Raw genomic sequence first — 26,044 nt, forward strand, 5'->3', positions numbered from 1 at the left:
CCCAGCTCCCTCCCCCAGACTCCGTCCGGGGGTGCCCCCAGAGGTGCCCCCAACGGGCTGGATTGGCACTCACATCAGCCAAATCCAGCCCGTTGGGGGCACCTCCCAGCGGTAGCTGGGGGAGTTTGAGGACGAGCGCCGCAGGCGCTGCGCGTCAGCCGACGTACCTGCACATCGGGGTCTGGGGCAGAGCCCCAGTTTCGGGAAGGGGCGGGGTGGGGAACAAAGCGCCGCAGGCACCCACCGCATCACGCGCCCGCGGCTGGCTTGATCAAGTACCCAACCCCCCGCCGCGTATGAATCATCGGCAAGCGCCCAGCATCAATCTTCCGCCGCAGATACGAAATGTAGAGCTCCACCACATTCGCCTGCCCCCCGAAGTCGTAGGACCACACCCGGTCCAGAATCTGCGGCTTACTGAGCACCCGCCGAGGATTCCGCATCAGGAACCGCAGCAGCTCGAACTCCGTCGCCGTCAGGTGGATCTCCTGGCCGCCGCGCGACACCTCGTGGCTGTCCTCGTCCAGCACGAGATCGCCCACCGTGAGGACGGAGTCCGCGCGCGGAGTCACCGGGCGGGCGCGCCGCAGGAGCCCGCGCAGCCGGGCGACGACCTCCTCCAGGCTGAACGGCTTGGTGACGTAGTCGTCGCCACCGGCGGTGAGGCCGGCGATGCGGTCCTCGACGGAGTCCTTGGCGGTGAGGAAGAGGACGGGGACGTCGGGGCGTTCGTGCCGCAGCCGGCCGAGGACGGTCAGCCCGTCCATGTCGGGCAGCATCACGTCCAGGACGACGGCGTCGGGCCGGAAGTCGTGGGCGGCGCGCAAGGCGGACATGCCGTCGGCGGCGGTGCGCACGTCCCAGCCTTCGTAGCGCAGGGCCAGGCAGAGCAGTTCGGCCAGCGGTGCCTCGTCGTCGACGACCAGCACCCGTACGGCACTTCCGTCGTCGTGCAGCAATTCCGTTCGCGCGGCAGGCGAGATCGAGGTCATACGGGGGATCCTGGCGGGGCGGGCTGAGAGGGGTCTTTCGGCTCCCTGTGATTCGTCTGAGAAATCCGTGGCCCCCCTTCCGTACGGTGGGGACCATGACGAAACCACGGCTCGGCAGGATCGGCGTCTGGAGCAACGAACTACGGTCGGACGATCCGGCCCGACTGGAGGAAATCCGGGCGGCAGCGGCGGAGTTGGAGGAGCTGGGCTACGGCACGCTGTGGGCGGGCGGCAGCCCGGACGTCTCGCAGGCGCGGCGCCTGCTGGAGGCGACCCGGCGCGTCAGCGTGGGGACCAGCATCATCAGCGTCTGGCAGCACCCGGCAGCGGAGATCACCGCCGCGTACGCGAAGCTCGCACCGGCCGCGCGGGAGCGGTTCGTCGTGGGGCTGGGCGTCAGCCACCCGCACATGGTCGAGGGGTACGCCCGCCCGTACTCCGCGATGAAGGCGTATCTGGAGGAGCTCGACGCGGCCCCGGACGGTCCGCACGCGGGCCGGCGGATGCTGGCCGCGCTCGGCCCCCGGATGCTGGGGCTGGCCCGCGACCGGGCGTCGGGGGCCGTGCCGTATCTCGTCACGGCCGAGCACACCGCGCGGGCGCGCGAGACGCTGGGCGAGGGCCCGCTGCTCGCCCCGGAGCTGAAGGTGGTCCTCGACGACGACCTGGCGAGCGCCCGCCGGTCGGCCCGCGACTACCTCGCCTTCTATCTCCCGATGCCCAACTACACGAACAACCTGCTGCGCCTCGGCTTCACCGAGCGGGACTTCGAGGGCGACGGCAGCGACCGGCTCCTCGACGCGGTCTTCGCCCTGGGCGACGCCTCGGCGGTCCGGGCCCGGGTGGACGCCTTCCTGGCGGCGGGCGCGGATCACGTGGCCGTCCAGGTGGTCCTGGACCCGGCGCGCCGCAAGGCGGGCGAGCTCCCGCTGGCGGAGTGGCGCGAACTCGCCGTGGCGCTGCCACTGGCCGGCTGAGCGGACCGGCCCGGCCGGACCGACCGACCGGGAAAACGCCGCAGGACCCGCACTCCGGAGAGTGCGGGTCCTGCGGTCTTAGTAGCGGGGACAGGATTTGAACCTGCGACCTCTGGGTTATGAGCCCAGCGAGCTACCGAGCTGCTCCACCCCGCGACGGACGAAAGGCCAGTTCCCACGAGTGTGATTCTGGTCTCTCGGCTGTGCGCTCGGCAGGATTCGAACCTGCAACCTCTTGATCCGTAGTCAAGTGCTCTATCCGTTAAGCTACGAGCGCTCGGCTTCCCGGCGGTTTTTCTTGCCGGTCGGCGTTGCGTGGACAACATTACATGAACTGCGCCGTGACGCGAAATCCATTAGCCACTTGCCGCCTGACCTGCGAAAACGCCTCCTGGACGCCTCCTGGAGGAGATCGCCGGAGGGCTTCCGCCCAGCAAACGCGGAAGCCCCGGCCGTCTCGGAAGACGACCGGGGCCACACACGAGCGGAGGCGGAGGGATTTGAACCCTCGATGGGATTTAAGTCCCAAACCGCATTAGCAGTGCGGCGCCATAGACCGGACTAGGCGACGCCTCCACGCTCCCCCGCGCATGCGCGGGTGGTGCTTGCAGATGATGACACAGCCTCGCGGTCGGCCACCAATCGATCCCTACGGTACCGGGCTTTCACCGGCTGGGGCAAAGATGTTTCCCGGCGCGCAACGCGTTGCGTTCTCACGCGTTAGAGGGGTGAAGGGTCCCCTTCGGGCCCCTCCGGCCCACCGGCCGCGCCCCCGGCGCGTACGCCCGCCCCGGTCGTCCGGCGGCCGCACCCCGTCGCCCCAGGAGTTTCCGCATGCTGCTCCGCAGACTCGCCCTCACCGCCGCCGCCCTGGCCCCGGCCCTGCTCGCCGCCCCCGCGGTCTCGGCCGCGCCCCTCCCCCTGCCGCAGCAGGACAACGGCGGCGATCACCTCACGGTGACCATCAGCGACGCCGGCCGCTACAACGGCCGCTACGAGCTCTACTGCCACCCCGACGGCGGCACTCACCACCACCCCAAGGAGGCGTGCGCCCAGCTCGACAAGCAGACGCGCTGGGAGAAGGACCTCTTCGCGCCCGTGCCCAAGAACCAGTCGTGCACGATGATCTACGGCGGTCCGCAGCGGGCCCACGTCTCCGGCCGCTGGGCGGGCAAGCCGGTCGACGCGGACTTCAGCCGGACGAACGGGTGTGAAACGGCGCGGTGGAACAAGTTCTCCGAGCTGCTCGGCAACCCGGAAGTCTCCGACGAGGACTGACACAAGAGGCATGTCCGGCCTGCGGCGGGACGCCCCGCAACGGCCCGGGGACGACCGGACGACGGCCGGTCCGCACGCCCCGCCGCACGCGTCATCCGCCGTCGCGCCCGCCTCCGCAGCCCGTAGACTTCCCCTCAGTGACACGCCAGGAGGGCGCCGGAGCAGGCGCTGCCCGTCCGGCGAAGTCTGCAAGGTTGCGGTATCCAGGGAGGAAGCGTCGTCGTGAGCAGCAGGCCATCCCGAGGCGCTGCTCGCCTCGCAGCCATACTCGACGCCCTCCCTGACGCGCTGTTGCTCGTCAACTGCAACGGCACGGTCGTCAACGCCAACCACATAGCGCTGGAGACCTTCGAGGTCCCCGGCACCGGCCTCGTGGGGCGCGGACTGCTCTCCCTGCTGCCGGACTTCGACTCCCGGCGCATCCCCGGCTCGATGCGGCTGCCCGACAGCGACGACGGCCGCACCAAGCCGACGCGGATGATCGCGCGGCGCACGGACGGTTCGCAGTTCCCCGTCGAGGTGACCAGCGCCAACCTCGAGGACGGCCGCACGCCGTACGCCGACCACAAGTCGTACACCGGTGACGAGCTGCTGATGCTCGTCGTCCGCGACCTCACCGGCACCCTCGACACCGAGGCCGAACTCGCCCGTCAGCAGCGCCAGACGGAGATGATCCTGCGCGCGGCCGCCGAGGGTGTCGTCGGCGTCGACACCGAGGGCAGGGTCGTCCTCGTCAACCCCTCCGCCGCGCAGATCCTCGGCTACCGCGCCAGCGACCTCGGCGGCCAGGAGCTGCACCCGCTCATCCATCACTCGCGCGGGGACGGCACGCCCTTCCCGTACGAGGAGTCGCCGATCGCCGACACCCTGCGCTCCGGGCGCAAGCACCGGGTGCGCGGTCAGGTGCTGTGGGCGAAGGACGGGCGCGCCGTGCCCGTCGACCTGACGACCGCGCCCGTGCGCGACGGTGACCAGCTGGTCGGCGCGGTGATGACCTTCACCGACCGTCGGCCGTACGACGCGCTGGCCGCCCGCCACGCCCAGCTGCTGGCCGTCCTGGACTCGTCGCTGCGCGGCCCGCTGGAGCAACTGCGCGGCGAGCTCGGCACGCTGGCCGACGACCCGGCCGGACAGCTGTGGCCCGAGGCGAATCAGATCCTCCATCACCTTTCGGCCGGTTACGCCCGGATGTCGACTCTTGTCGACAATGTCCTGGCCTATCAGCGGCTGGACGCGGGCGAGACGAAGCTCGCCCGGAAGACCGTCCCGCTGGACGAGGTCGTGGCTGCCGGCGTCGCGGGCGCGATCGAGCTGATCGGTCCCGGCCGCGCGCAGTTCGCCGTGCACGCCCCGGCGATCGAGGCGGAGATCGACCCCGAGCGGTTCGCCCAGGCGCTGGCGCATCTGATCGCGGATGTGGCTGGTGTCGACGCGACGGGGAACGCGACGCGCTCCCCCGCGTCCTCCGGGGATTCGACGATCGTCGTGGCGGCGGCACAGCGCGGGGAGGTCGTACGCATCGAGGTGCGCGGCCCGTTCGCGGGTGGCGACCCGGTGCACGGGCCGATCGTGCGGGGCATCGTCCGGGGGCACGGCGGTGTGCTCCAGGCCCATGACATGCCGGGGGCGGGCGGCAACGCCTACGTCCTGGAGGTGCCCGTCTCGGCCGCGAACGGGCCGGTCACCGGCACCCCCGAACGGCCGGTCACGGACGCGATGAACGCGACGACGGTCATGCCGGTGCCCGCGCAGCGGGCCCGGGGCACGGCCGAGCGGCCCGACGAGCCCCAGCCGACGGGCCGCCGCCGGGCGCGCCCCGCCATTGACGAGGAGTCGCCCGCCACGGACGGCGCCGGACTCGCCCCGACCGGGCGCCGCGCCCGGCGGGAGCAGCGCCCCGCGGAGGCCGAGGCACCGCGCACGGCGTTCGCACTCCCGCCCGCCGAGGCGGACCGCACGCCCGAACCGACGGCCCCGACGGGCCGCCGCGCGCGCCGGGCCGCGACGGAGACGCCGGAGCGGCTCCCGATCCCGGGCCAGACCAACGCGGAACCGGTCGCCCCGCGCACGGCGTTCGCACTGCCGCCGGCTCCGTCACCGACGGAGGAGAAGGACGCGCCGACGGCGGCGACTGCGCCTGACGGCACCCCGCACCAGGGCCGGCCTGGGCCGTTCCCCGTGCAGGGCGGAACGCAGGGTGGTGGCGGCACGGCACCGCAGGAGGCGGCGGGCAGCACGGCAGCCTTCCTCGGCGACGAGAACCGTGCCGGAGCGGGCTCCGACGGCAACCCGAACGCGGGCGGCGCGGGCTCCACGCCTGACGGCAACCCGGCCCGGCCGGGCGACGGCGCGGCACCGTACGCCCCTGCGGGCGGCACGGCCGCGTTCCTCGGCGACGCGAACCACGGCGGTGCGACACGCGGCTCCACACCCGACGGCAACCCGAACCCCGGCTGGCCCGCACCCGCAACGGGCGCCCCGCAGCAGGACCAGGGCGACAACAGCGCGCAGCACGGACCCGCACCGCAGAACGCTGTGGGTGGCACCGCGGCATTCCTCGGCGACGAGAGCCGCGCCGGAACAGGCACCGAGGGCAACGCGAACCCGGCGGCCGCCCCGCTCCCCCCCGGCGGCTGGCCCGCGCCGGGCGCCCCGCAGCCGGGCGGGACGGCGGCATTCCTCGGCAACCCGAACCAGCAGCCTGCCGCAGGCAGCGCGAGCCGACCGGGCTCCAACTCGCCGTTGGCAGGCGACGCCCCGCACCAGGGCCGGACCGGACAGCCCGGCGCCCCGCAGCAGGGCGGCGGCACGGCCGCGTTCCCCGGCGACCCGAACCACGGCCCCACGACGGGCTCCGCACCCGGCAACGCATCCACAACGGGCGCCCCGCCGCAGGGTGGCGGGACGGCCGCCTTCCTTGGTGACCCCAGCCACGGCCCCACGACAGGCGGCTCCACACCCGACGGCACCCCGAACGCGGGCTCCGCGCCCACCACGGGCGCCCCGCAGCAGGACCGGACCGGACGGCCCCTCCCCGCCCAGGGCGGCAACGGCGCGCAGCCTGGCCCCGCACCGCAGAACACTGCGGGCGGTACCGCGGCGTTCCTCGGCGACGAGAGCCGCGCCGGAACAGGCTCCGCGCCCGACGGCACCCCCAACCCCGCACCGCCCGGCGGCTGGCCCGCACCCGGCAACGCGCAGCAGGGGGGCGCGGCCGCGTTCCTCGGCGAGCCGAACCAGCAGCCTGCCGCAAGCGGTACGAGCCGACCGGCCGGCAGCGCGCCGTCCGCAAGCGACGCCCCGCACCAGGGCCGGACCGGACAGCCGGGCGCACCGCAGCAGGGCGGCGGCACGGCCGCGTTCCCCGGCAACCCCGGCCCCACGACGGGCTCCACGCCCGGCGGCACCCCGGCCCGCCCGGGCGACGGCGCGGCACCGTACGCCCCTGCGGGCGGCACGCCCGCCTTCCCCGGCAACCCGGCCCAACAGCCCGCCACAGGCAACGCCAACCGACCCGACGGCAACCCGAACCCCACAGGCGCGCCTGGCGGCTGGCCCGCGCCGGGCAATGCCGTCGGCGGTCCGAACGCGGGCGGCACCGCCGCCTTCCTCGCCGACGGTCAAGGATCCGGCGCGGGCGGCCCGCAGAACCACCCCGCGCGGACCGCGACCGGCTGGCCCGCACCGGGTGAGGACACGGCGTCCCAGGACGCCGTCGGCGGCCCGAACGCGATCCGCCCCGGCCTGGCGCAGAGCCGGCCCGCGCGCGGCGCGACCCGTACCCAAGTCCGGCCAGGCGACGCCGACGGCAGCCCGGCCGCGTTCCCCGGCGACCCGAACCAGCAGCCCACCGCGGGCGACGCACAAAACCACCCGGCGGGGAGCCCCGCGGGCTGGCCCGCACCGGGCGGCACGCCCGCGTCCCCTGGCGACCCGAACCAGCAGCCCGCCGCAGGCAACGCGGGCCGGCCCGGCTCCGTGCCCGACGGCAACCCGAACCCCGGCGGCGCGGCCGCCGGCACAGGCACTCCCCAGAACCACCCCGCGCGGCCCGCAACCGGCTGGCCCGCTCCGGGGAGCGCCCCGGGCGACGGCGCCCCGGCGCGGCACGGCGACGCCCCCGCGGGCAACAGCGGCCAGGACGCCGGCCGCCCCGGCGGCTCCGACAATCCGCAGCACCACCACGCGGCACCCGCCGCAGGCGCCCCCCAGAACCACCCCACCCGCGGCACCCCCCGGCCGGGCGAAGAGGCCGCGCCCGCCGACGCCACCCGCCCCGCGAACCAGCAAGCCGAAGGCGAAGACCCCACGCCCCCCACCGGCCGCCGCCGCGCCCGGCGGGCCCTCGCCGAGGAGCCCGGGGCCGCGCCGAAGGCTGCCGCCGCCACCGGACCCATCAGCGTCCGCATGCTCGGCCAGGGCCCCGACACGACGCCCCCCGGCGGTACGCCCGTCGGTTCCGGCAGGCGTCGCAAGCTCGGCAACCCCTCCGAGGAGGAGCGCCAGACGCCCACCCCCTCGGCCGCCACCCCCCGCCCGCAGACCCCCGGCACCCCGCAGGGCCGGACCTTCGCCATAGGAGCCCCGGACGACGGCGCCGAGGGCCCCGAGCCGCTCGACGGTCCCAACAGCGCCGTCGAGGTCGTCAACACCCCCCGCCCCCCGATGGACGACGAGCTCCCCCCGGAGCCCCTCGACAACCCCCGCCGCCTCCTCGTCTGGCCCGCCCCCGACGACTCCACCCGCACCGCCCTCACCGAGCGCGGCTACCGCCCCGTGATCGTCCACTCCCGCGAGGAGGTCGACGCCCAGATCGCCGCCTACCCGGCCGCCCTCTTCGTCGATCCCCTCACCGGCCCCATCACCCGCACCGCCCTCCAGTCCCTCCGCGAGGCCGCCATCGCCGCCGAGGTCCCCGTGCTGGTCACGGCCGGTCTCGGCCAGGCCGCCAAGGAAGCCGCGTACGGCGCCGACCCCGCCGTACTCCTCAAGGCCCTCGCCCCCCGCGACAGCGAGATGCACCCCTCCCGCGTCCTCCTCATCGAGGAGCACGCCCCCATCGCCGAAGCCCTGACCGCCACCCTCGAACGACGCGGCATGCAGGTCGCCCACGCCACCGGCGACGCCGACGCGGTGACCCTCGCCGCCGAACTCCGCCCCAACCTCGTCGTCATGGACCTCATGCAGGTACGCCGCCGCCGCGCCGGCATCGTCGACTGGCTGCGCGGCAACGGCCTCCTGGCCCGTACCCCCCTCGTCGTCTACACCTCCGCCGGCATGGACCCCACGCAACTCGCGCTGCTGGCGGCCGGGGAGACCGTCCTCTTCCTCGCCGAACGCTCCACCAGTGCGGAGGTTCAGGGGCGGATCGTCGATCTCCTCTCGAAGTTGGGCTGACCCACCTCGCGCACCCGTGCGGGCGAATTTTTTCTTGTACAGAGCCTCCGAAGCTCTGGCCAGGTCTAGCCTGCGCGGTGACCATAAGGGTGCGTAGCGTGAGGTGAGCCCCAATGCTGATGCGTGGCATTGCCAACCCGCCGGTGTCATGGCGGTACTGCGGCGACCAACTCAAGTCCTGGCGAACGATCGCGGGCGTCAGCCGCGAGGACTTGGCCAAGGAGTCCAACTACGGCGTAGAGACCATCAAGTCGATGGAACAGGGACGCCGGAAGCCGACGCGGCGAGTTCTCGAAGTCGCGGATCAAATGTGCGGGGCGCAGGGGCTGTTGCTGGCGGCTTGCCCTTACCTTCAGCCGGAGCCAGCTGCTCCGCAGGTTCCGGAGTACATGGCCGCCGAGGCCGAAGCCATCGCCCTGCACAATTTCGAGCTCGTCGTCATTCCGGGGCTGTTGCAGACCGAGGAGTACGCCAGAACGCTCATGCAGTGCGGCGTTCCTCCCGTAAGCGACGAGCGCATCGAGAACGGCGTCGCCCTGCGCCTGCACCGCCAGAAGCGGCTGGAAGAGACGACCGCGCTGTTCAACTTCGTGATTTTCGAGCCCGCTCTACGCACCATGCTGGGCGGAGTCGAGACGATGAAGAGGCAGCTCCGTCACCTGCTGGCCGTCGGCGAGCAGCGCAATGTGTTCATTCAGATCCTGCCAGCCGGGCAAGGCTACTTCCCGGGCATGTCCGGCGCGTTCACGATGCTGGAGAGCACGGAAGGCGAGCAACTCGTCTACACCGAGAACTACAGCACTTCCCAGCTGGACAGCGACCGCGAGAGGATCAGCAGCATGACCAAGCGCTTCGCCATGCTCCGCATGCAGGCTCTGAGCGAAGACGAGTCCCGGAGATTCATCAGCAAACTGTTGGAGGAACTATGAGCGGCTTGCAGTGGTTCAAGTCCAGCTACAGCACTGACCAGACCGACAAGAGCTGCGTGGAAGTCGCGAAGCGAACCCGAACCATCCACGTCCGAGACTCAAAGCTCACGTATAGCCCCCAACTGTCCATACCCTCCCCCGCCTGGGCGGACTTCATAACCTACGCGTCGGCCGACGCTTGAGCTTCGGGGGACGGGCGCCGAGACCCGAGCGACTTCTCCAAGGAATGGGTGGCAGGCTCAACCCACCCACCCTCCCAACTCCCGCGTACCACAACTCGTATGACTATCGGTAGCCGAGTGGCGACGGTGAGCACGGACTGTGTAGCGTGCGCAGCAACAAACAACCCCCGCCGGTGCTACCAACACCGAACGGGGGTCTGACCACCAGAGATCACCAAAGGATCCCCGTGGCTGTCGCCAACTTTAGTGCCCCCATGGCCCCTGCGGGCTACGGAAAACGCTCCGCACCCGCTCAGAACCCCCGCCGCCGAGGCGACTTCTCCCACCTCCCCGCCCGCGAGGCGGCGATCGCGACGTACATCGACCGCTTGCCGGAAGGCGCGGCGATCGACGTAAAGACGCTCGCCAAGGAACTCGCCGCCTACGGCCAGCAAGCCGTACGAACGGCCCTCAACGCCCTGACCAGGGCAGGTCACCTCTTCCGCAGGCGCGAAACCGTCGGGACGCAGTGGGTCTTCCGTACGTACTTCTCACGGACCGCGCGCGACGAGTCGTGGTGGAAGCGCTTCCTCCGGGGCGACGTCCCGACCGAATCGGAACCCACCCCTACGGAGGAAGCGGCGCCGCCGCCCGCGTACACGATCCTGGCGAACGTGGGCGGCACGGACCCCCGCATGACGCTCTCGGCGAGGGAATGCGAGCAGCTGGCGCCCCTGGCGGAGGAATGGCTGGCGAGGGGCGCGACGGAGGCGGAGCTCGTACAGGCCCTGACGGCGGGCCTCCCGCCGGAAGGCGTCCACTGCCCGGGCGCATTCGCCCGCAACCGCCTCAAGTCGAAACTCCCCCCACAACGCGCCCAGACGCCACCGCCTCAGCCCCACCTCACGGAATGCGAGGGCTGCGGCGCCCCGGCCCGCAACCTCCCGGGCGGCCGCTGCCGCGCCTGCCGCGAGGACGGCCCTCACGAGGGCTGGCTGGGCGAGGAATTCGACGAGTCTTTCCACCGCCAGGTGGCAACGGTCAGAGCGGGCATCACCAAATTCAAACACCCCACTCCCTCGAATGCCAGCGCGAAGAAAAGGAGTTGGGGAGTGCCGACGCCTCCCCCGGCGCGCTAGGTTGCTCGAAGCGCATACAGGAGGTGGGCCGATGCTCCCGACGATGGAGGAACATGGATGCCCGTCCGAGTTCCACATGAAAACGGTGGACCAGGAAGGCTTAGTGCAGGCTGAGAAGTGTTCCAAGTGTGGCTACACACTCACACACGGCTCAACGGACGCTCCGGTGACGGACGCTCCCGACTTCAGGCGCCGTATAAGGCGCGGCAAGGGATAGCCACCCACCGGCGGGAGGGGGTGGGGTCGGAGGGTGGGGTTCTGGAACGCGGTGCGACGTCACGGCACCCAATACGCATGAGGGTGCCCGCACCGCGTTCCAGGTCCCCAGCCCGGAGGCGCCGCCCCCGGCACCCACCACAGCCCAAGCCCGGCCGGCGCTTGAGGCCGCCCGCCGCAGGCGCAACGGACCCGCACCCAAAAAGCGCCCCCGCACCCAGCGGAAAGCGCACCCACCACAACCCAGCCCGGCCGGCGTTTGAGGCCGCTCGCCGCAGGCGCACACAACCCGCACAAGACATCGGACCCGCACCCAAAAACCGCCCCCGCACCCAGCGGAAAGCGCACCCACCACAACCCAAGCCCGGCCGGCGATTGAGGCCACCCCACCCCAGCCACAACACACCCGCACCCGACAACGGACCGACTTGCCGACCACCACCAAACATGAGGTAACTTTACCTTTCCTTTACCCACAGGAACGGAGACCTCATGCACTGGTTCACGGACGTGCTCAAGAAATACGCGGTATTCAACGGCCGGGCACGCCGCCAGGAATACTGGATGTTCACCCTGATCGCCACGGTCATCAGCCTCGTCCTGGCCGTCGCCGACGCCCTCCTCGGCACGAACCAGATCCTCCAGTTCGCCTTCGCCCTGGCCCTCCTCATCCCCACCCTCGCGGTCAGCTTCCGCCGCCTGCACGACACGGACCGCTCGGGCTGGTGGATCCTGATAGGCCTGGTACCGCTCGTGGGATGGATCATCCTGCTGGTCTTCATGTGCCTGGACTCGACGCCGCACCACAACAAGTACGGCCCGAACCCGAAGCAGCCGACGTATTAGTGCGCCGCCCGCCCGGTCGGTGCTAGCTTGGCGTTCAAGCGGTCGGGCGCCCGGCCGCGCATAGGCCCCCGCCACGGAGGGACAGTCCGCGACGAGGGCCGACCAGAAGAGATGGACGGCTCTTGACCGTCAGTCCTCAGGTCTTGTGAGGACTGACGGTCACCGTCCGATCAGCCACCTCCCGAACTCGCGGATCACCGCGTAGACCCGTTCGGCAAGCGACTTCTTCCGGTGGCGTCCCATGGGCACCCCCTCCCTGCTTCGCACCCTGTCCGGGGGTGCACAGGAGGACGCCCGTGCCGGGCGCCCTGGGCGAGCGTCCGGAAGGGAAATGCGTCCTCCAGGGAGGGGGCACACGAGGTGCGCCGAACGTCACAATAGCGGCCCACAGCCACAGAGTTGGGCGATCCCGAAGATTGTCACCCCGCCTCTTGACTCTCACACCGTGTCAGGCGGTCAGCTCGGAGACATCATGTTCACCATCGGAGACTTCGCCCGCCACGGCCGCGTATCCGTCCGGATGCTGCGGCACTACGACGCCACCGGACTGCTGCGCCCCGCCCACGTCGACCCCACCACCGGCTATCGCTACTACACCGCCTCCCAGCTCGCCCGCCTCAACCGCGTCATCGCCCTCAAGGACCTCGGCTTCACCCTCCAGCAGGTGCGGGACATCGTGGACGAGAAGGTCGGCGCCGGTGAGCTGCGCGGCATGCTGCGGTTGCGGCGGGCCGAGCTGGAGACGGCCGTGGCCGCCGCCGAAGCGCGGCTCGTGCAGGTCGAGGCGCGGCTCCGAGCGATCGAGAGCGAGGGGCACATGCCCACCGACGACGTCGTCATCAAGAGCCTCCCCGCCCTGCGGGTGGCGGAGCTGACCGCGACCGCCGCGAGTCTGTCTCCCGAGGGCATCAGCCCCGTCATCCGGCCGCTCTACGACGAGCTGTTCCCGCTCCTGCGGGAGGCGGGCGTCACCCCCACGGGCCCCGGGCTCGCCTATTACGAGGACGTTCCGGAGGGGGACGGCCAGATCACCGTCCACGCGGCCGTACAGGTCTCGGCCCCGCTCCAGGAAGCCGCCTTCCGCGTCCTGGACCTGCCGCCCCTCGACCAGGCGGCGACCATCGTCCACCGCGGCTCGATGGAGGCCGTGGTCCCCACGGTCCAGACCCTGGCCCGCTGGATCGACGCCCACGGCTACCGCGCGACCGCCCACCCCCGCGAGATCAACCTGGAATGCCCCAAGGACCGCGACCAGTGGGTGACGGAACTCCAGGTGCCCGTGATCCGGTCGGCCTGAACGGGCGGCCGGATCACGGGCGCCGCCCACTACTTCGCATCGCGGTCGAACTTCGCCGCCGACCAGAAATATCCGAGCACCGCCAGACCCACGCACCAGCCCACCGCCAGCCAGCCGTTGTCGCCGATCTCGCTGCCGAGCAGCAGGCCCCGGAGGGTCTCGATGGCCGGCGTGAAGGGCTGGTATTCGGCGATCGGCCGGAACCAGCCCGGCATGGCGTGCACCGGGACGAAGGCGCTGGAGAGCAGCGGCAGCAGGATCAGCGGCATCGCGTTGTTGCTCGCGGCCTCGGCGTTCGGGCTGATCAGACCCATGCCGACCGCGATCCAGGTGAGCGCCGTGGCGAAGAGCACGAGGAGCCCGAACGCCGCCACCCACTCCAGGACGCCGGCGTCCTTGGACCGGAAGCCGATGGCCACGGCGACACCGCCCACGAGGACCACGCTCATGACGCACTGCAACACGCTGCCGACGACGTGCCCGACGAGCACCGAACCGCGGTGGATGGCCATCGTGCGGAAGCGGGCGATGATGCCTTCGGTCATGTCGTTGGAGACGGAGACCGCGGTGCCGATCGTCGTACTGCCGATGGTCATCAGCAGGAGGCCCGGGACGAGATACGCGATGTACGCGGAGCGGTCCGCGCCGCCGCCGATGCCCGCGCTCATCACGTCGCCGAAGACGTAGACGAAGAGCAACAGCAGCATGACCGGGGTGAGCAGGAGGTTCAGGGTGAGGGAGGGATAGCGCCGGGCGTGCAGGAGGTTGCGGCGCAGCATGGTGGACGAGTCTCGTACGGCAAGGGAAATCCGGGTCGGGCGGGCGGGAGCCAGGGGGGTGCTCATCGGACGGTCTCCTTGGGCTGGGCGGGGACGCCGGTGCCGCCGGTCAGGGCGAAGAACACGTCGTCGAGGTCGGGGGTGTGCACGGTCAGCTCGTCCGCCTCGATGCCGGCGGAGTCCAGCCGGTCGAGGATGGAGCGCAGCTCGCGCTGGCTGCCGTCGCTGGGGATCTGGAGGGCCAACGAGTCGTCGTCCCGGGTGACTTCGCGGAGGGCGAGGGCGGCGGACCGGTAGGTGAGCGGGTCGGTGAAGCGGAGCCGGACGTGCCCGCCCGGGACGATCCGCTTGAGCTCCTCGGCGGTGCCCTCCGCGGCGATCTTCCCGTCGTCGAGCACGGCGATGCGGTCGGCGAGCTCGTCGGCCTCCTCCAGATACTGCGTGGTGAGGAAGACGGTGACGCCGCCGCCGACGAGCTCGCGGATGATCTGCCACATGTTGTGGCGGCTGCGCGGGTCGAGGCCGGTGGTCGGTTCGTCGAGGAAGATGATCCGCGGGTCGCCGACGAGGGTCATCGCGATGTCGAGGCGGCGCTTCATGCCGCCGGAGTAGGTGGAGGCGGGCTTCCTCGCGGCCTCGACCAGGTCGAACCGCTCCAGCAACTCGGCGGTGACCCGCCGCCCTTCGCGCTTGGACAGGTGGTGCAGGTCCGCCATGAGGAGCATGTTCTCCTCGCCGGTGATCAGGCCGTCGACCGCGGAGAACTGCCCGGTGACGCCGATCGCGGCGCGTACCGCCTGCGGGTCGGCGGCGAGGTCGTGGCCGCCGACGCGAATGGCGCCGGAGGCGGGGTCGGGCGGGACGAGGGTGGAGAGGATCTTCACGGCGGTGGTCTTCCCGGCGCCGTTCGGGCCGAGCAGGGAGAAGATCGTTCCTTCGGGAACGGCCAGGTCGACGCCGTCGAGGACGGTCTTGTCGCCGTAGGACTTGCGCAGCCCGTTCGCCGCGATGGCCAGGTCGGTCATGGGAGGTGCTCCTCGTTGCGGGCTTCGGTCTCAGAGGTCTTCGGTCTCAGAGGCTGCGGGCGGTGATGTCGCCGTGGGAGGTGGTGGCGCGGATGTCGAGTCCGGCGGTGCCGTCGTTCTTCAGCGCGTTACTGATGCGGCCATAGCTGGTGCCCGCGTCCAGCGCGGCGGAGACTCCGCGAGCGGCGCCGACCGAGATGTCGCCGGACTGGGTGCGGAGCACGACCGTGCCGCGCACGGCCTCGGTGATCCGGATGTCGCCCCGCGCGGTGCTGATCTCCGCGGGACCGCCGAGCCGGCCGACCTCGACGTCGCCGTCGACGGCGGTGAGGCGGAGGCTCGCGGCCTCGTCGATCTTGATCTGGTGGTACGCGCCGTCGAAGACGACGTCCCCGAGGCGGCCGACGCCGCGGAGCTCGGAAGCGGCGGCCTTGGCCTCGACGCGGGATCCGACGGGCAGTTGAACGGTGATCTCCAAGGCTCCGGAGGGACCGAAGAACTGGTTCTTGGCCCCGGCGGTGCGGATCCGCAGGACGCCGTCGGCGAAGTCGACGGTGGTCTGCTCGGCGGCCTGGACGTCGCGGCCCTTGGCACGGTTGGCGGGCAGGACCTCGACGGTGGTGTCGGCGCGGTCGGCGGCGATGAGCTGGACGCGCCCGGCGGGGATGTCGAGGACGGCGGAGATCGGGGCGGGGGTGGCGAACTTCTGCATCGTGCGCTCCTTGGACTCGTCGTTTCCGATGAGTGAAACGCTACGTTGCGTTCGCAGCTCCGGCAACGACTTCGTTGCACGCGAGCAGCATACTTGCAGGTCAAGTCCCATAAATCGTTGCAACGACTTTGAGTGCTAACGCAACAACCACCGCCGCGCTCGTTGCAATGAAATGAGGGTGAACGCTATGCTGGGGCGACCGAGGAGCACGAAGGAGACCGCGATGCCCGGTGGCAGGCTCACCCAGCAGGAACGCCAGCAGATCGCGTCGGGGCTGGCCGACGGCCTCGCCTACGCGGAGATCGCCAGACGCCTGGACCGGCCGACCTCGACGATCACGCGCGAGGTGATGCGCAACGGCGGCCCCACCACCTACCGCGCCGACCTGGCCCACCGCGCCACCGAACGCCGCGCCCACCGGCGCAGGCAGCCCGCACCCGGGGGCCCGGACGCGCCCCCGCAGGCGCACGGACGCGACCCCGAGGCGGTGCGCGCGTACGAGGAGGTCTTCACCACCGTGCTCATACAGTCGGGCACGCCCAAAATGATGGCCAGGGTGCTGGCCTGCCTCTGCATCAGCGACACGGGCAGCCACACCGCGTCCGAACTCGTCCAGCGACTCCAGGTCAGCCCGGCGTCCATCTCCAAGGCGGTCGCGTTCCTGGAGGGCCAGGGCCTCATCCGCCGGGAGCGCGACGAACGCCGCCGCGAGCGCTACGTCGTCGACGACGACGTCTGGTACCAGTCGATGATGGCCAGCGTGCGCGGCACCGTGGAGGTCGCCGAAACCGCGCGTCAGGGCGTCGGCATCCTCGTCCCCGGCACCCCGGCCGCCACCCGCCTGGAGAACATCGCCCGCTTCCTCGACTTCGTCTCCGAAAGCCTCGCCCGCGCCGCGGACCAGGCCCGCGAGGTCCTCCACACGAAGCCCGGGCCGACTCCTTCGGACGTTGCTGCCCGTCCCTGACGGGCGGAGGTACCGGGCCGTGGTGACCCTACGCCGCCAGGCCGGCCTGCGGCACGCTTTTCCCCTACCCGCCCCTTCCCGAACTGGGTCTGCGCCCCAGACCCCGATGTGCGGGTACGTCGGCTGACGCGCAGCGCCTGCGGCGCTCGTCCTCGAACTCCCCCAGCTACCGCTGGGGGGTGCCCCCAACGGGCTGGTGTTTCAGCCCGTTGGGGCACCTCTGGGGGCACCCCCAGACTCCGTCTGGGGGAGGTAGCTGGGGGAGTTCGAGGACACGCCCGGAGGGCGTTGGGGTCCGGGGTCTCCCCGGTTTCGGGAAGGGGCGGGGCTGGGGAAAAAGCCCGCCGCAGGCGGAAGCAACCCGCACCGCGCAAGCCGTCAATCACAAACCGGCGCAGCAGCCAGCCGCAGCGCCCGCTCCTTGTCGCGGATGTCGAGCGCCTCGACGAGCGCCGCCTGCCGCTCGTACCGCGCGCGCAACCCCTCCGCGTCCACGGCGAGTTCAGCCGGTTCCGCCGCCGGGAGCAGGCCCTCGTAGAGCGTGCGCAGCAGCGCCGTGGGGCTGAGCGACGCCAGCCGGCCGCGCAGCCGGCGGTCGGCGTGCGCGAACGCGGGGGCGTCGGCGGCCTCCGCCGCTTGGGCGAGGGCGGTCAAGTCGCCGCGCAGCGCGGCGATATCGGCGGGCGACGCGTGCCAGAGGGCGTCCTCGACCAGCAGCACGTCAAGGGCGTCGCGGATGCGCCGCGCGTCCTGCGGATCACGGTCGTCGAGGGCATCGGCCCAGGCGCCCAGCCGTCCGGCGGACGGCGGCTGGGCGGCGAAGAGCCCGCCACCGGGGCCGGGCCGCACGGTCACCAGCCCACGGGCCTGGAGCAGCCGCAGCGTCTCGTTGAACGTGCCGACGGACACGCCGCATTCGGCCCGCAGCTCCTCCTTGGTGCCGAGCCGCGCCCCCGCCTCCGTACGGGCGACACGCTCGGCGAGGCGGTCGGCGGCGACCTCCGCTCGGGACCTCGACGAGGAGCGCTCCCAGTCGTCGCGCCGCAACGCGGGCGGCTCGCCGGTGTACCGCGGCTGCCGGGAGACGTTGCGGGGGTCCGCGGTACCCATGGCACTCCTCAAGGGTTCGGAATGATTATGACGAATAGCATTGCACCCCTTGACGCCCCTCGTAAACCACACGCATGATCACCGTAATCATCATGGTGATTGAAGGAGGCGCAGTGATCGAGCAGGACTTCCGCGACGCGATGGCAGGCGTCTGCTCCCCGGTGACGATCGTGACGGCCGCCGAGAACGGAACCCCGTACGGGGTCACGGTCAGCGCGTTCACCTCGCTGTCCCTGCGCCCCGCGATGGTCTCGGTGGCGCTGGACCGCTCCTCGAACGTGCTCACCCGCATCCTCGCGACCGGCCGCTTCGGCGTGAACGTCCTCGGCCACGACCAGGACGATCTGGCCACGACCTTCGCCCGCCGCCTGCCCGACCGCTTCGCCGCGTCCGGGGCGCCCTGGCGGCACGACCACGGGCTGCCCCGCCTGACGGAGGCGCCGGGCTGGCTCGTCTGCGAGCTCGGCTCGACGGTCGAGGGCGGCGACCACCTGCTGCTCCTGGGGCGCGTCGTGCACGTCCGTACGTCCGCCGCCGCGCCGCTCGTCTACAGCCACCGCACCTTCGGCACCCACTCCGCCTTCGCGCGGTGAACCCACAAGCCAGGAGGCCCACATGACCACCACGCACACCCCCGCCCCGACCCGCGAGGAGCTCGTCGCACGGGCGGAGGCCCTGCAACCGCTGCTGCGCGAGCACGCCGCCACGATCGAGGCGGAGCGGCGGGTGACCGACGAAGTGATCGACGCGCTGACGGAGGCCGGCCTCTTCAGGCTGACCGTGCCCCGGCGCTTCGGCGGCTACGAGTCCGACGTACGCACCCTGATCGACGTCACGGCCGCGACCACCGAGGGCGACGGCTCCACAGGCTGGGTGCTCGCCGTCGTCAACACCTGCAACTGGCTCGCCTCGCTCTTCCCCGAGCAGGCCCAGGACGAGGTCTTCGGCACCGACCCCGACGCCCGGGTCACCGGCGTCTTCAGCCCGACCTCCACCAGCCGCAAGGTCGAGGGCGGCTGGCGGATGTCCGGCCGCTGGTACTACAACTCCGGCTCCTCGCACTCCTCCTGGGCCGTCCTCGGCATGCCGCTCACCGACGCCCACGGCGAGGTGACCGACCAGGCGATGGCCCTCGTCCCGCGGGCCGAGCTCACGCTGGAGGACACCTGGTTCGTCTCCGGCCTCCAGGGCACCGCCAGCAACTGCCTGATCGCCGAGGACGTCTTCGTCCCCGAGCACCGGGTGATGTCCGTACCGAAGGCCATCAAGGGCGACATCCCCGCCGACCACGGCCCCACCGGCCTCTACCGCTCCCCCTTCTCCCCCCTCCTGACCACCGGCCTCGCCGGAGCCCAACTGGGCCTGGGCCGTGCCGCATTGAAGCTCGTCGTGGAAAAGGCCGCGGCCAAGCCGATCTCGTACACCTACTACGAGACCCAGGCGGAGTCCGTGGGCGTGCAGCTACAGGTCGCGGAGGCGGCCATGAAGATCGACACGGCTCATCTGCATCTGCACCGTGCCGCGGCCGATATCGACAGGGCGGCGGAGCGGGGCGAGGATCTGGACCTGCTGACCCGGGCGCGCGTGCGGGCCGACGCGGGGCATGCGATCGAGAACGTGCTGTCGGCGATCAATACGCTGATGAATGTGCACGGGGGCGGGGCTTTCGCGTCGGCCAATCCGCTTCAGCGGATATGGCGCGATGCGTCTGCCGCGGGGCGGCATGCGGCTACTACGCCGGTGGTGGGGGCGGAGGTTTATGGGAAGGTGCTTTTGGGGGTGCCGGAGGGGATCACGCCGTTTGTTTGATGGGTGCGGCTCGCGGCGCCTGCGGCGGGCTTTGTTCCCCAGCCCCGCCCCTTCCCGAAACTGGGGCGCTGCCCCAGACCCCGATGTGCGGGTACGTCGGCTGACGCGCAGCGCCTGCGGCGCTCGTCCTCAAACTCCCCCAGCTACCGCTGGGGGAGTTTGAAGACAGCGCGCGAAGCGTGCTTCGGGGGTCTGGGGGCTTGCCCCCACGCGGCGGAGCCGCACATCAGACGCAGCCGGGAAGGGGCGGGACTGGGGAACAAAGCCCGCCGCAGGCGCAACGCACCCGCACCCAACTACCCCAGCACAGAAACCTCCAGCGCCCCCTCCCCGTACAACCTCCGAAGCACCTTCTTGTCAAACTTCCCGACAGAAGTCTTAGGCACAGAAGCAACCCGCACCCACCTCTCCGGCACCTGCCACCGAGCCACCCGCTCGCTCAAAAAGACCCGCAGCACCTCGTACGAGACATCAGAGCCATCACGCAGAACGACCGCCGCCAACGGCCGCTCCCCCCACTTCTCGTCCGGCACGGCGACGACAGCCGCCTCCGCCACCTCCGGATGAGCCATCAGGTGATTCTCCAGCTCCACGGAAGAAATCCATTCACCCCCGGACTTGATGACATCCTTCGCCCGGTCCGTGAGAGTGAGGAAACCGTCGGGAGACATCGTGCCGACATCCCCCGTACGCAGCCACCCATCCGCACTGAACTTGTCATCAGGGCGCACAGGCTCCGCCCCGGCGCCGCCGTAATACGCACCGGCGATCCACGGGCCGCGTACCTCCAGTTCGCCCGCCGACTCGCCGTCCCAGGGCAGGAGTTCACCGCTGGGGCCCGAGAGGCGGAATTCGACGGAGGCGGGGAGGCGGCCCTGGGTGACGCGGTACGGCCAGGCTTCCTCGGGGGTGAGGCCGGTGGGCGGGTAGGCGACGGAGCCCAGCGGGGAGGTCTCCGTCATGCCCCACGCCTGGACGAGCCGTACGCCGTGCCGCTCCTCGAAGCCGCGCATCAGCACGGGCGGGCAGGCGGAACCGCCGCTGATGACCGTGCGGAGGGAGGACATGTCGCGCGGCCGGGCGTCGAGTTCGGCGAGCAGGCCCGCCCAGATGGTGGGGACACCGGCGGAGACCGTGGGCCGCTCCGCCTCGATCATGTCGGCGAGCGGGCCCGGCTGGAGGAAGCGGTCGGGCATCAGCATCGACGTACCGGCCATGAACGCGGCGTGCGGCAGCCCCCAGGCGTTCACGTGGAACATGGGGACCACGGGCAGGCAGATCTCCGCCGGGGTGAGCCCGAAGGAGGCCGCCGCGTTGACCTCCATGGCGTGCAGATAGATCGAACGGTGGCTGTAGAGCACGCCCTTGGGCTCGCCCGTGGTGCCCGAGGTGTAGCAGAGGGCGGCGGCCTGGCGTTCGTCCAGCTCAGGCCAGTCGAAGTGGTCGCCGGGGCGCCCGGCGATCAGCTGCTCGTAGTCGTGCACCCGCGGGCGACAGCCCTCCAGGAGGGACAGGTCACCCGGGCCCGAGACGACGACGTGCTCGACGGAGTCCAGGTGCGGCAGCAGCGGCGCGAGCAGCGGCAGCAGGGAGCCGTTGACGATGACGACACGGTCGGCCGCGTGCCCGACGATCCAGGCGAGCTGCTCGGCCGGCAGGCGGAGGTTGAGCGTGTGGAGGACGGCGCCCATGGCGGGCACGGCGAGGTACGCCTCCACGTGGTCGCTGTTGTTCCACATCAGCGTGGCGACGCGCTGGTCGCCGACGACCCCGAGCTCCTCCCGGAGCGCGTGGGCGAGCTGCACGGACCGCGTACCGATCTCGCGGAAGGTCCGCCGTAGCGGCTCACCGTCCCCCGTCCAGGTCGTCACCGTGGCGTCCCCGTGCACGAGCGCACCGTGGACGAGGATGCGGGTAACGGTGAGCGGTACGTCCTGCATCGTGCTGAGCACCGGGGGGCCTCCCGAAGGACAAAAGCGGAATGGTGATCGTCCGCCGATTCTCCTGCGGTATCTCCCGGTAAGTCACTACCCAGTTGCTAAGACACAGGCCACACCCCGTAGCCCGCCGTCAGGCCGCGCACGCCAGCTCGGGGTCCTCCCGCAGCTTGCCCAGCGCCCGCGACACCGCGCTCTTCACCGTGCCCACGGAGACGCCCAGCACTTCCGCCGTCTGCACCTCGGTGAGGTCCTCGTAATACCTGAGGACGACCATGGCCCGCTGCCGGTCCGGCAGTCGGCGCACGGCCCGCCACATCGCGTCGTGCAGCGACTGCTGCTCAGCGGGGTCCGGGGCGGCGGACTCGCGCTCGGGCAGCTCCTCGTACGGGAACTCCTCGACCTTCCGCTTGCGCCACTGCGAGGTGCGCGTGTTCACCAGCGCGCGCCGCACGTATCCGTCGAGCGCCCGGTGGTCCTCGATGCGCTCCCAGGCCAGGTAGGTCTTGGTCAGCGCCGTCTGCAACAGGTCCTCGGCGTCGCACGGGTTCGAGGTGAGCGAGCGGGCGGTGCGCTGGAGCACCGGGCCGCGTGCCCGTACGTACGAGGTGAACGACGGGTACACGGCGGTGGAGGCGCTGGTGCACACAGGCGTCGCGGAAGCTGTCATGCCTCAACGCTAGGAGCGCGCCCATACCTCGCGGATCGGCCGGAGGTGCCGAAGAGCGATCCCCCTCAGGTCGTATGCGTGGGGTTGCCCCCACCTCCCAGAGGGGGAGAGCGCCGCCCTAGTCGATGATGGCCACCGGTGCGTCCACGAGGTTCCGGTCGACCGTGAGCTTCTGGCCGCCGTGACTCTCGGTGACGTTGCCCTTGTACTGATGGATGCGGCGGTGCGGGGTCCAGGCTCCGCGGCCGAGGGCCGGCTCGCCGTCGGTCGTGGGGTCCGTGCGCCAGCGGGCGAACCACATCACGTCGGGCAGCCCGGAGGTGCCGTTGCGCCGGGCGCGGTCCATGTGGCGTACGCCGGAGTCCGCGCTGCTGTAGAAGCCGGGGATGTAGCCGAGGTCGCGGACGGTGGCGCTCCAGCCGCGGATGAAGGAGAGGGTGATGTCGGCGCAGTCGTCATCGCCGTCGTCGTACGCCTCCATGTCGAGATAGAGCGGGCTGCGGGGGGCGATGCCGAGCGCGGAGGCCCGGTTCGCCGCCTCCTGGCCCTCGTCCTGACCCTGGTCGTAGGGGTAGTCGCCGATGCCGAAGCCCCTCTTGTTGTCCGCCCGGACGCAGGGCGACTGCGAGCCGACGAAGATCGGCAGGATCTTCCAGCCGAGCCCCCGGGCGCTGCTCAGCCAGTTGCCGCTGAGATAGGTCTGGTGGGGGCAGGCGCGGGCCCGCCCGGCGTAGTAGACGCCGACGGCGCGGTAGTCGGAGTCCTTCCAGGCGCGCAGGGCGGTCAGGGAGGGTGCCTGGCAGGCGTCGATGCCCCAGCCCTTGAAGATCTTGGCCCCTTCGTCGCGCGGATCGCCCCGGTCCCCGGCCGCGGCCGGCACGGTGCCCGAGGTCAGCTGGGTCACCGCGACCATCAGGGCGACGAGATATCCGATGATCTTCCTTCTTCGGGCCATGACGTGAGTCAAAGGGGGCCGGGGGCGGGGCTCTCCGCTGACACGCCGCCGGTTCATCCGTCTGCCCCGAGAAGCAGCCCGGACGTGGGAACTCCGCTGCCCGCGGTCACCAGCACCCGCCCGGCGCCCGCCACCTGGTTCACGGCGGTGCCGCGGAGCTGGCGCACGGCCTCCGCGATGCCGTTCATGCCGTGCAGATAGCCCTCGCCGAGCTGGCCGCCGTGGGTGTTCAGCGGCAGCGTGTCCGAGGCGACGAAGTCCGCGCCCTCGCCGGGGCCGCAGAAGCCGAACTCCTCCAGCTGCATCAGGACGTACGGCGTGAAGTGGTCGTAGAGGATGCCCACGTCGATGTCCCCCGGCGAGAGCCCGCTGCTGCCCCACAGCTGCCGCGCGACCACTCCCGTCTCGGGCAGGCCGGTCAGGTCGTCACGGTAGAAGCTGGTCATCTGCTCCTGCGCGCGGCCCGCGCCCTGGGCGGCGGCGACGATCACGGCGGGCGGGTGCGGCAGCCCGCGGGCCCGCTCGGCGGAGGTCACGACGAGCGCCTGACCGCCGTCGGTCTCCTGGCAGCAGTCGAGCAGCCGCAGCGGCTCGGCGATCCAGCGGGAGGCGGCGTGGTCGGCGAGGGTGATGGGCCTGCCGTGGAAGTACGCGGCGGGGTTGGTCGCGGCATGGCGGCGGTCGGTGACGGCGACGTGCCCGAAGACCTCCGGCTCCAGGCCGTACGTGTGCAGATAGCGGCGGGCGCCCATCGCCACCCAGGACGCCGGGGTGAGCAGCCCGAAGGGCAGTGCCCAGCCGAGGGCCGTGCCCTCGGCGGAGGGCTCGCGCCGCTGGACCCCGGCGCCGAAGCGGCGGCCGGAGCGCTCGTTGAAGGCGCGGTAGCAGACGACGACCTCGGCGACGCCGGCCGCTATGGCGAGCGCGGCCTGCTGCACAGTGGCACAGGCTGCGCCGCCCCCGTAGTGGACGCGGGAGAAGAAGGACAGCTCGCCGATGCCGACCGCCTGGGCGACGGTGATCTCGGGGCTGGTGTCCATGGTGAAGGTGACGAGGCCGTCGACGTCGGCGGGGGTGAGCCCGGCGTCGGCGAGGGCCGCGCGGACGGCCTCGGCGGCCAGGGCCAGCTCGCTGCGGCCGGAGTCCTTGGAGAACTCCGTCGCCCCGATCCCCACGACGGCCGCCCGGCCGCCGAGGTGGTCGGGGTGCCGGGTGCTCATGCGGGGTCCGGGGACGGGAGGGTCACCGTGACCGTACCGGTGACGTGGGGGCCCAGCCGGTTCGTGCCGACGACCAGGACTTCGGCGGTGCGGTCGTTCACAGAGACGATCCTTCCGGTCAATACCAGGGCATCGCCGGGATAATTGGGCACACCGAGACGGATCGAAACCCTCCGCAGGACCGCCTCCGGCCCGAAGTGGTCGGTGACGAAACGACCCACCAGTCCATTGGTGGTGAGGATGTTCATGAAGATGTCGGGAGAGCCTTTGGCTCGCGCCGCCTCTGCGTCGTGATGCACGTCCTTGAAGTCACGGGAAGCGAGGGCACCCGCGACGACGAGCGTACGGGTGACGGGCACGGTGAGCGCAGGCAGTTCGTCACCGGCCCTCATCGCGCCGCCCGCGCCGCCGGTGCGCGGAATACGGGCAGCAGCTGCCCGCCGTCCACCCTCACGAACTCCAGCTCGACGGGCATCCCGATGCGCACCCGCTCCGGGGCGACCCCGGTGACATTGCTGATCATCCGCACCCCTTCGGCGAGTTCGATCAGCACGACCGCGTAGGGCGGGTCGAAGGCGGGGAACGGCGGGTGGTGCATGACCACGTACGAGAAGACCGTCCCGGCGCCGGACGCCTCGACGGCCGTCCACTCCGGCGAACCGCAGCCGCCGCACCCCGGCAGCCAGGGGAAACGGAGCGCCGCGCAGGCGTCGCACCGCTGGATGAGCAGCTTCCGGCGGGCCACGCCGTCCCAGAAGCCGGCGTTGTCCCTGTTGACGACGGGGCGGGGGCGGGCGGTGTTTCCTTCTGCGCCGGTGCGGTCGCTCTTGGCGGGTTCTTGCGTCTTCGTCGATGCGTACGTCTTCGCCGGGGCGTATTTGAGGATGCGGAAGCGGTGCGTCCCGGCTAGTTCGCCGTCGGCCCGGACGTCCATCCGCGTGGTGACGAAGTGCCCCGTGCCGAGCTTGGTGGTCTTGCGCGGCGACACCGACTCGATGACGGCGTCGTACGTGATCACGTTCCCCGGGCGGAGCGGGCGCAGATACTCCTGCTCGCATTCGGTGGCGACCACGGCCGTGCAGCCCGCGGAGTCGAGCAGGTCGAGCAGCTCGGCGTACGCGGCGGCGCGGCCGACGGGCCCGGAGAGGCCACCCATCGTCCACGCCTGGAGCATGGTCGGCGGGGCGATCGGGTCGGCGCCCGCGTAGGCCGGATTGGTGTCGCCCATGGCCTCGCACCAGTGCCTGATCATCGGCGCGTTGACCGGGTCCCTGCCCCGGCCGGAGCCGGCGGGCCGGCCTTCGTAGCTCTTGAGCTTCTCGAGCAGCTTGAGCGGCGGATACCTGAGCGGCGGATATACGTCTTCGGGGTCGTCCACCGGATCCCCTTCCCGAGTTTTCCTGACTGTCCGTCAGGAAAACTCGGACTGTCAAGGGCGCGGGCAGGCAGGGTCCGCCCGCCGGAACGGCCGCGGGGGGGGGGCCCCCGGGGGGCGCCCCCGCCCCCCCCCCCCCCCCCCCCCCCCCCCCCCCCCCCCCCCCCCCCGGCCCCCCCCCCCCCCCCCCCCCCCCCCCCCCCCCCCCCCCCCCCCCCCCCCCCCCCCCCCCCCCCCCCCCCCCCCCCCCCCC

The 26,044-nt window shown here is 71.7% G+C and carries 22 protein-coding genes and 3 tRNA genes; 11 read left to right on the forward strand and 14 right to left on the reverse strand.

What is annotated here, in order from left to right:
• Positions 1 to 248 precede the first annotated feature (248 nt).
• Complete coding sequence (locus ACFY1P_RS34515; protein WP_390752929.1) at positions 249 to 992, reverse strand: response regulator transcription factor; 744 nt, start codon at positions 990 to 992, stop codon at positions 249 to 251.
• Between the two features lie 95 nt (positions 993 to 1,087).
• Here ACFY1P_RS34515 and ACFY1P_RS34520 point away from each other — a divergent pair, with 95 nt between their 5' ends.
• The gene (locus tag ACFY1P_RS34520) at positions 1,088 to 1,969 is read left to right on the forward strand and encodes an LLM class F420-dependent oxidoreductase (protein WP_390752930.1); all 882 of its coding nucleotides are present in this window, start codon (positions 1,088 to 1,090) and stop codon (positions 1,967 to 1,969) included.
• A gap of 82 nt (positions 1,970 to 2,051) precedes the next feature.
• Here the strand turns inward: ACFY1P_RS34520 and ACFY1P_RS34525 are convergent.
• The 3 genes from ACFY1P_RS34525 to ACFY1P_RS34535 all read right to left on the reverse strand — a co-directional run bounded on the left by ACFY1P_RS34525 (position 2,052) and on the right by ACFY1P_RS34535 (position 2,545).
• Positions 2,052 to 2,125 (reverse strand) — tRNA-Met (locus ACFY1P_RS34525).
• A 48-nt stretch (positions 2,126 to 2,173) separates the two neighbouring features.
• Positions 2,174 to 2,246: transfer RNA gene (locus ACFY1P_RS34530), tRNA-Arg, on the reverse strand.
• A 208-nt stretch (positions 2,247 to 2,454) separates the two neighbouring features.
• Positions 2,455 to 2,545: transfer RNA gene (locus tag ACFY1P_RS34535), tRNA-Ser, on the reverse strand.
• Between the two features lie 258 nt (positions 2,546 to 2,803).
• Here ACFY1P_RS34535 and ACFY1P_RS34540 point away from each other — a divergent pair.
• The 7 genes from ACFY1P_RS34540 to ACFY1P_RS34570 all read left to right on the forward strand — a co-directional run bounded on the left by ACFY1P_RS34540 (position 2,804) and on the right by ACFY1P_RS34570 (position 13,232).
• Positions 2,804 to 3,247, forward strand: a complete 444-nt coding sequence (locus tag ACFY1P_RS34540) for an SSI family serine proteinase inhibitor (protein WP_361534636.1) — start codon at positions 2,804 to 2,806, stop codon at positions 3,245 to 3,247.
• Positions 3,248 to 3,469: 222 nt separating this feature from the next.
• Entirely contained in the window at positions 3,470 to 8,644 is a 5,175-nt protein-coding gene (locus tag ACFY1P_RS34545; protein ID WP_390752931.1) for a PAS domain-containing protein, read from the forward strand.
• 113 nt (positions 8,645 to 8,757) lie between these two features.
• A complete protein-coding gene (locus ACFY1P_RS34550; protein WP_390752932.1) occupies positions 8,758 to 9,573 on the forward strand; it encodes a helix-turn-helix domain-containing protein in 816 nt (271 codons plus the stop codon).
• Complete coding sequence (locus ACFY1P_RS34555) at positions 9,570 to 9,755, forward strand: DUF397 domain-containing protein (protein WP_390752933.1); 186 nt, start codon at positions 9,570 to 9,572, stop codon at positions 9,753 to 9,755. The genes ACFY1P_RS34550 and ACFY1P_RS34555 overlap by 4 nt, the downstream gene beginning before the upstream one ends.
• Positions 9,756 to 10,009: 254 nt before the next feature.
• Entirely contained in the window at positions 10,010 to 10,873 is an 864-nt protein-coding gene (locus ACFY1P_RS34560) for a hypothetical protein (protein ID WP_390752934.1), read from the forward strand.
• A gap of 708 nt (positions 10,874 to 11,581) precedes the next feature.
• Positions 11,582 to 11,935: a DUF805 domain-containing protein gene (locus tag ACFY1P_RS34565; protein WP_390752935.1), complete on the forward strand. Its 354-nt coding sequence runs from the start codon at positions 11,582 to 11,584 to the stop codon at positions 11,933 to 11,935.
• 472 nt (positions 11,936 to 12,407) lie between these two features.
• Entirely contained in the window at positions 12,408 to 13,232 is an 825-nt protein-coding gene (locus ACFY1P_RS34570) for a MerR family transcriptional regulator (protein ID WP_361534424.1), read from the forward strand.
• 29 nt (positions 13,233 to 13,261) lie between these two features.
• Here ACFY1P_RS34570 and ACFY1P_RS34575 read toward each other — a convergent pair whose 3' ends face one another.
• Genes ACFY1P_RS34575 through ACFY1P_RS34585 form a run of 3 tightly spaced genes read right to left on the reverse strand, consistent with a single transcriptional unit; the run spans position 13,262 to position 15,748 of the window.
• Positions 13,262 to 14,077, reverse strand: a complete 816-nt coding sequence (locus tag ACFY1P_RS34575) for an ABC transporter permease (protein WP_361534421.1) — start codon at positions 14,075 to 14,077, stop codon at positions 13,262 to 13,264.
• Positions 14,074 to 15,036: an ATP-binding cassette domain-containing protein gene (locus ACFY1P_RS34580; protein WP_361534418.1), complete on the reverse strand. Its 963-nt coding sequence runs from the start codon at positions 15,034 to 15,036 to the stop codon at positions 14,074 to 14,076. Before ACFY1P_RS34580 ends, ACFY1P_RS34575 begins: the two co-directional genes overlap by 4 nt.
• 46 nt (positions 15,037 to 15,082) lie before the next feature.
• The gene (locus ACFY1P_RS34585; RefSeq protein ID WP_361534415.1) at positions 15,083 to 15,748 is read right to left on the reverse strand and encodes a DUF4097 family beta strand repeat-containing protein; all 666 of its coding nucleotides are present in this window, start codon (positions 15,746 to 15,748) and stop codon (positions 15,083 to 15,085) included.
• A 223-nt stretch (positions 15,749 to 15,971) separates the two neighbouring features.
• Here ACFY1P_RS34585 and ACFY1P_RS34590 point away from each other — a divergent pair, with 223 nt between their 5' ends.
• On the forward strand, positions 15,972 to 16,715 hold the full coding sequence (locus ACFY1P_RS34590) for a helix-turn-helix domain-containing protein (protein ID WP_390752936.1): 744 nt from the start codon (positions 15,972 to 15,974) through the stop codon (positions 16,713 to 16,715).
• A gap of 378 nt (positions 16,716 to 17,093) precedes the next feature.
• Here the strand turns inward: ACFY1P_RS34590 and ACFY1P_RS34595 are convergent, their stop codons facing one another.
• Entirely contained in the window at positions 17,094 to 17,825 is a 732-nt protein-coding gene (locus ACFY1P_RS34595) for a FadR/GntR family transcriptional regulator (RefSeq protein ID WP_390752937.1), read from the reverse strand.
• 92 nt (positions 17,826 to 17,917) lie between these two features.
• Between ACFY1P_RS34595 and ACFY1P_RS34600 the strand changes: the two genes are divergently transcribed.
• The gene (locus ACFY1P_RS34600) at positions 17,918 to 18,418 is read left to right on the forward strand and encodes a flavin reductase family protein (RefSeq protein ID WP_361533834.1); all 501 of its coding nucleotides are present in this window, start codon (positions 17,918 to 17,920) and stop codon (positions 18,416 to 18,418) included.
• Between the two features lie 22 nt (positions 18,419 to 18,440).
• Positions 18,441 to 19,634, forward strand: a complete 1,194-nt coding sequence (locus ACFY1P_RS34605) for an acyl-CoA dehydrogenase family protein (RefSeq protein WP_361533837.1) — start codon at positions 18,441 to 18,443, stop codon at positions 19,632 to 19,634.
• 296 nt (positions 19,635 to 19,930) lie between these two features.
• Here the strand turns inward: ACFY1P_RS34605 and ACFY1P_RS34610 are convergent, their stop codons facing one another.
• The 6 genes from ACFY1P_RS34610 to ACFY1P_RS34635 all read right to left on the reverse strand — a co-directional run bounded on the left by ACFY1P_RS34610 (position 19,931) and on the right by ACFY1P_RS34635 (position 25,794).
• Positions 19,931 to 21,586 carry a long-chain fatty acid--CoA ligase gene (locus tag ACFY1P_RS34610; RefSeq protein WP_390752938.1) on the reverse strand — a complete coding sequence of 552 codons (1,656 nt, stop codon included), beginning with the start codon at positions 21,584 to 21,586 and terminating at the stop codon, positions 19,931 to 19,933.
• Positions 21,587 to 21,704: 118 nt separating this feature from the next.
• Positions 21,705 to 22,241 carry a SigE family RNA polymerase sigma factor gene (locus ACFY1P_RS34615; RefSeq protein WP_361533843.1) on the reverse strand — a complete coding sequence of 179 codons (537 nt, stop codon included), beginning with the start codon at positions 22,239 to 22,241 and terminating at the stop codon, positions 21,705 to 21,707.
• A 118-nt stretch (positions 22,242 to 22,359) separates the two neighbouring features.
• Positions 22,360 to 23,196, reverse strand: coding sequence for a DUF1906 domain-containing protein (locus ACFY1P_RS34620; protein WP_361533846.1), 837 nt, complete (start codon positions 23,194 to 23,196; stop codon positions 22,360 to 22,362).
• 53 nt (positions 23,197 to 23,249) lie between these two features.
• Positions 23,250 to 24,416, reverse strand: coding sequence for a lipid-transfer protein (locus ACFY1P_RS34625; RefSeq protein ID WP_390752939.1), 1,167 nt, complete (start codon positions 24,414 to 24,416; stop codon positions 23,250 to 23,252).
• Entirely contained in the window at positions 24,413 to 24,808 is a 396-nt protein-coding gene (locus tag ACFY1P_RS34630; RefSeq protein WP_361533852.1) for a MaoC family dehydratase, read from the reverse strand. The genes ACFY1P_RS34625 and ACFY1P_RS34630 overlap by 4 nt, the downstream gene beginning before the upstream one ends.
• A complete protein-coding gene (locus tag ACFY1P_RS34635; RefSeq protein WP_361533855.1) occupies positions 24,805 to 25,794 on the reverse strand; it encodes a bifunctional MaoC family dehydratase N-terminal/OB-fold nucleic acid binding domain-containing protein in 990 nt (329 codons plus the stop codon). Before ACFY1P_RS34635 ends, ACFY1P_RS34630 begins: the two co-directional genes overlap by 4 nt.
• Positions 25,795 to 26,044: the final 250 nt, after the last annotated feature.

This window comes from Streptomyces sp. NPDC001407 (assembly GCF_042895325.1).
Lineage (GTDB): Bacteria > Actinomycetota > Actinomycetes > Streptomycetales > Streptomycetaceae > Streptomyces.

Coding starts and splice junctions, on each gene's coding strand:
- ACFY1P_RS34515 (WP_390752929.1), bottom strand. CDS start 992: ATGACCTCGATCTCGCCTGCCGCGCGAACGGAATTGCTGCACGACGAC.
- ACFY1P_RS34520 (WP_390752930.1), top strand. CDS start 1,088: ATGACGAAACCACGGCTCGGCAGGATCGGCGTCTGGAGCAACGAACTA.
- ACFY1P_RS34540 (WP_361534636.1), top strand. CDS start 2,804: ATGCTGCTCCGCAGACTCGCCCTCACCGCCGCCGCCCTGGCCCCGGCC.
- ACFY1P_RS34550 (WP_390752932.1), top strand. CDS start 8,758: ATGCTGATGCGTGGCATTGCCAACCCGCCGGTGTCATGGCGGTACTGC.
- ACFY1P_RS34555 (WP_390752933.1), top strand. CDS start 9,570: ATGAGCGGCTTGCAGTGGTTCAAGTCCAGCTACAGCACTGACCAGACC.
- ACFY1P_RS34560 (WP_390752934.1), top strand. CDS start 10,010: ATGGCCCCTGCGGGCTACGGAAAACGCTCCGCACCCGCTCAGAACCCC.
- ACFY1P_RS34565 (WP_390752935.1), top strand. CDS start 11,582: ATGCACTGGTTCACGGACGTGCTCAAGAAATACGCGGTATTCAACGGC.
- ACFY1P_RS34570 (WP_361534424.1), top strand. CDS start 12,408: ATGTTCACCATCGGAGACTTCGCCCGCCACGGCCGCGTATCCGTCCGG.
- ACFY1P_RS34575 (WP_361534421.1), bottom strand. CDS start 14,077: ATGAGCACCCCCCTGGCTCCCGCCCGCCCGACCCGGATTTCCCTTGCC.
- ACFY1P_RS34580 (WP_361534418.1), bottom strand. CDS start 15,036: ATGACCGACCTGGCCATCGCGGCGAACGGGCTGCGCAAGTCCTACGGC.
- ACFY1P_RS34585 (WP_361534415.1), bottom strand. CDS start 15,748: ATGCAGAAGTTCGCCACCCCCGCCCCGATCTCCGCCGTCCTCGACATC.
- ACFY1P_RS34590 (WP_390752936.1), top strand. CDS start 15,972: ATGCCCGGTGGCAGGCTCACCCAGCAGGAACGCCAGCAGATCGCGTCG.
- ACFY1P_RS34595 (WP_390752937.1), bottom strand. CDS start 17,825: ATGGGTACCGCGGACCCCCGCAACGTCTCCCGGCAGCCGCGGTACACC.
- ACFY1P_RS34600 (WP_361533834.1), top strand. CDS start 17,918: ATGGTGATTGAAGGAGGCGCAGTGATCGAGCAGGACTTCCGCGACGCG.
- ACFY1P_RS34605 (WP_361533837.1), top strand. CDS start 18,441: ATGACCACCACGCACACCCCCGCCCCGACCCGCGAGGAGCTCGTCGCA.
- ACFY1P_RS34615 (WP_361533843.1), bottom strand. CDS start 22,241: ATGACAGCTTCCGCGACGCCTGTGTGCACCAGCGCCTCCACCGCCGTG.
- ACFY1P_RS34620 (WP_361533846.1), bottom strand. CDS start 23,196: ATGGCCCGAAGAAGGAAGATCATCGGATATCTCGTCGCCCTGATGGTC.
- ACFY1P_RS34625 (WP_390752939.1), bottom strand. CDS start 24,416: ATGAGCACCCGGCACCCCGACCACCTCGGCGGCCGGGCGGCCGTCGTG.
- ACFY1P_RS34630 (WP_361533852.1), bottom strand. CDS start 24,808: ATGAGGGCCGGTGACGAACTGCCTGCGCTCACCGTGCCCGTCACCCGT.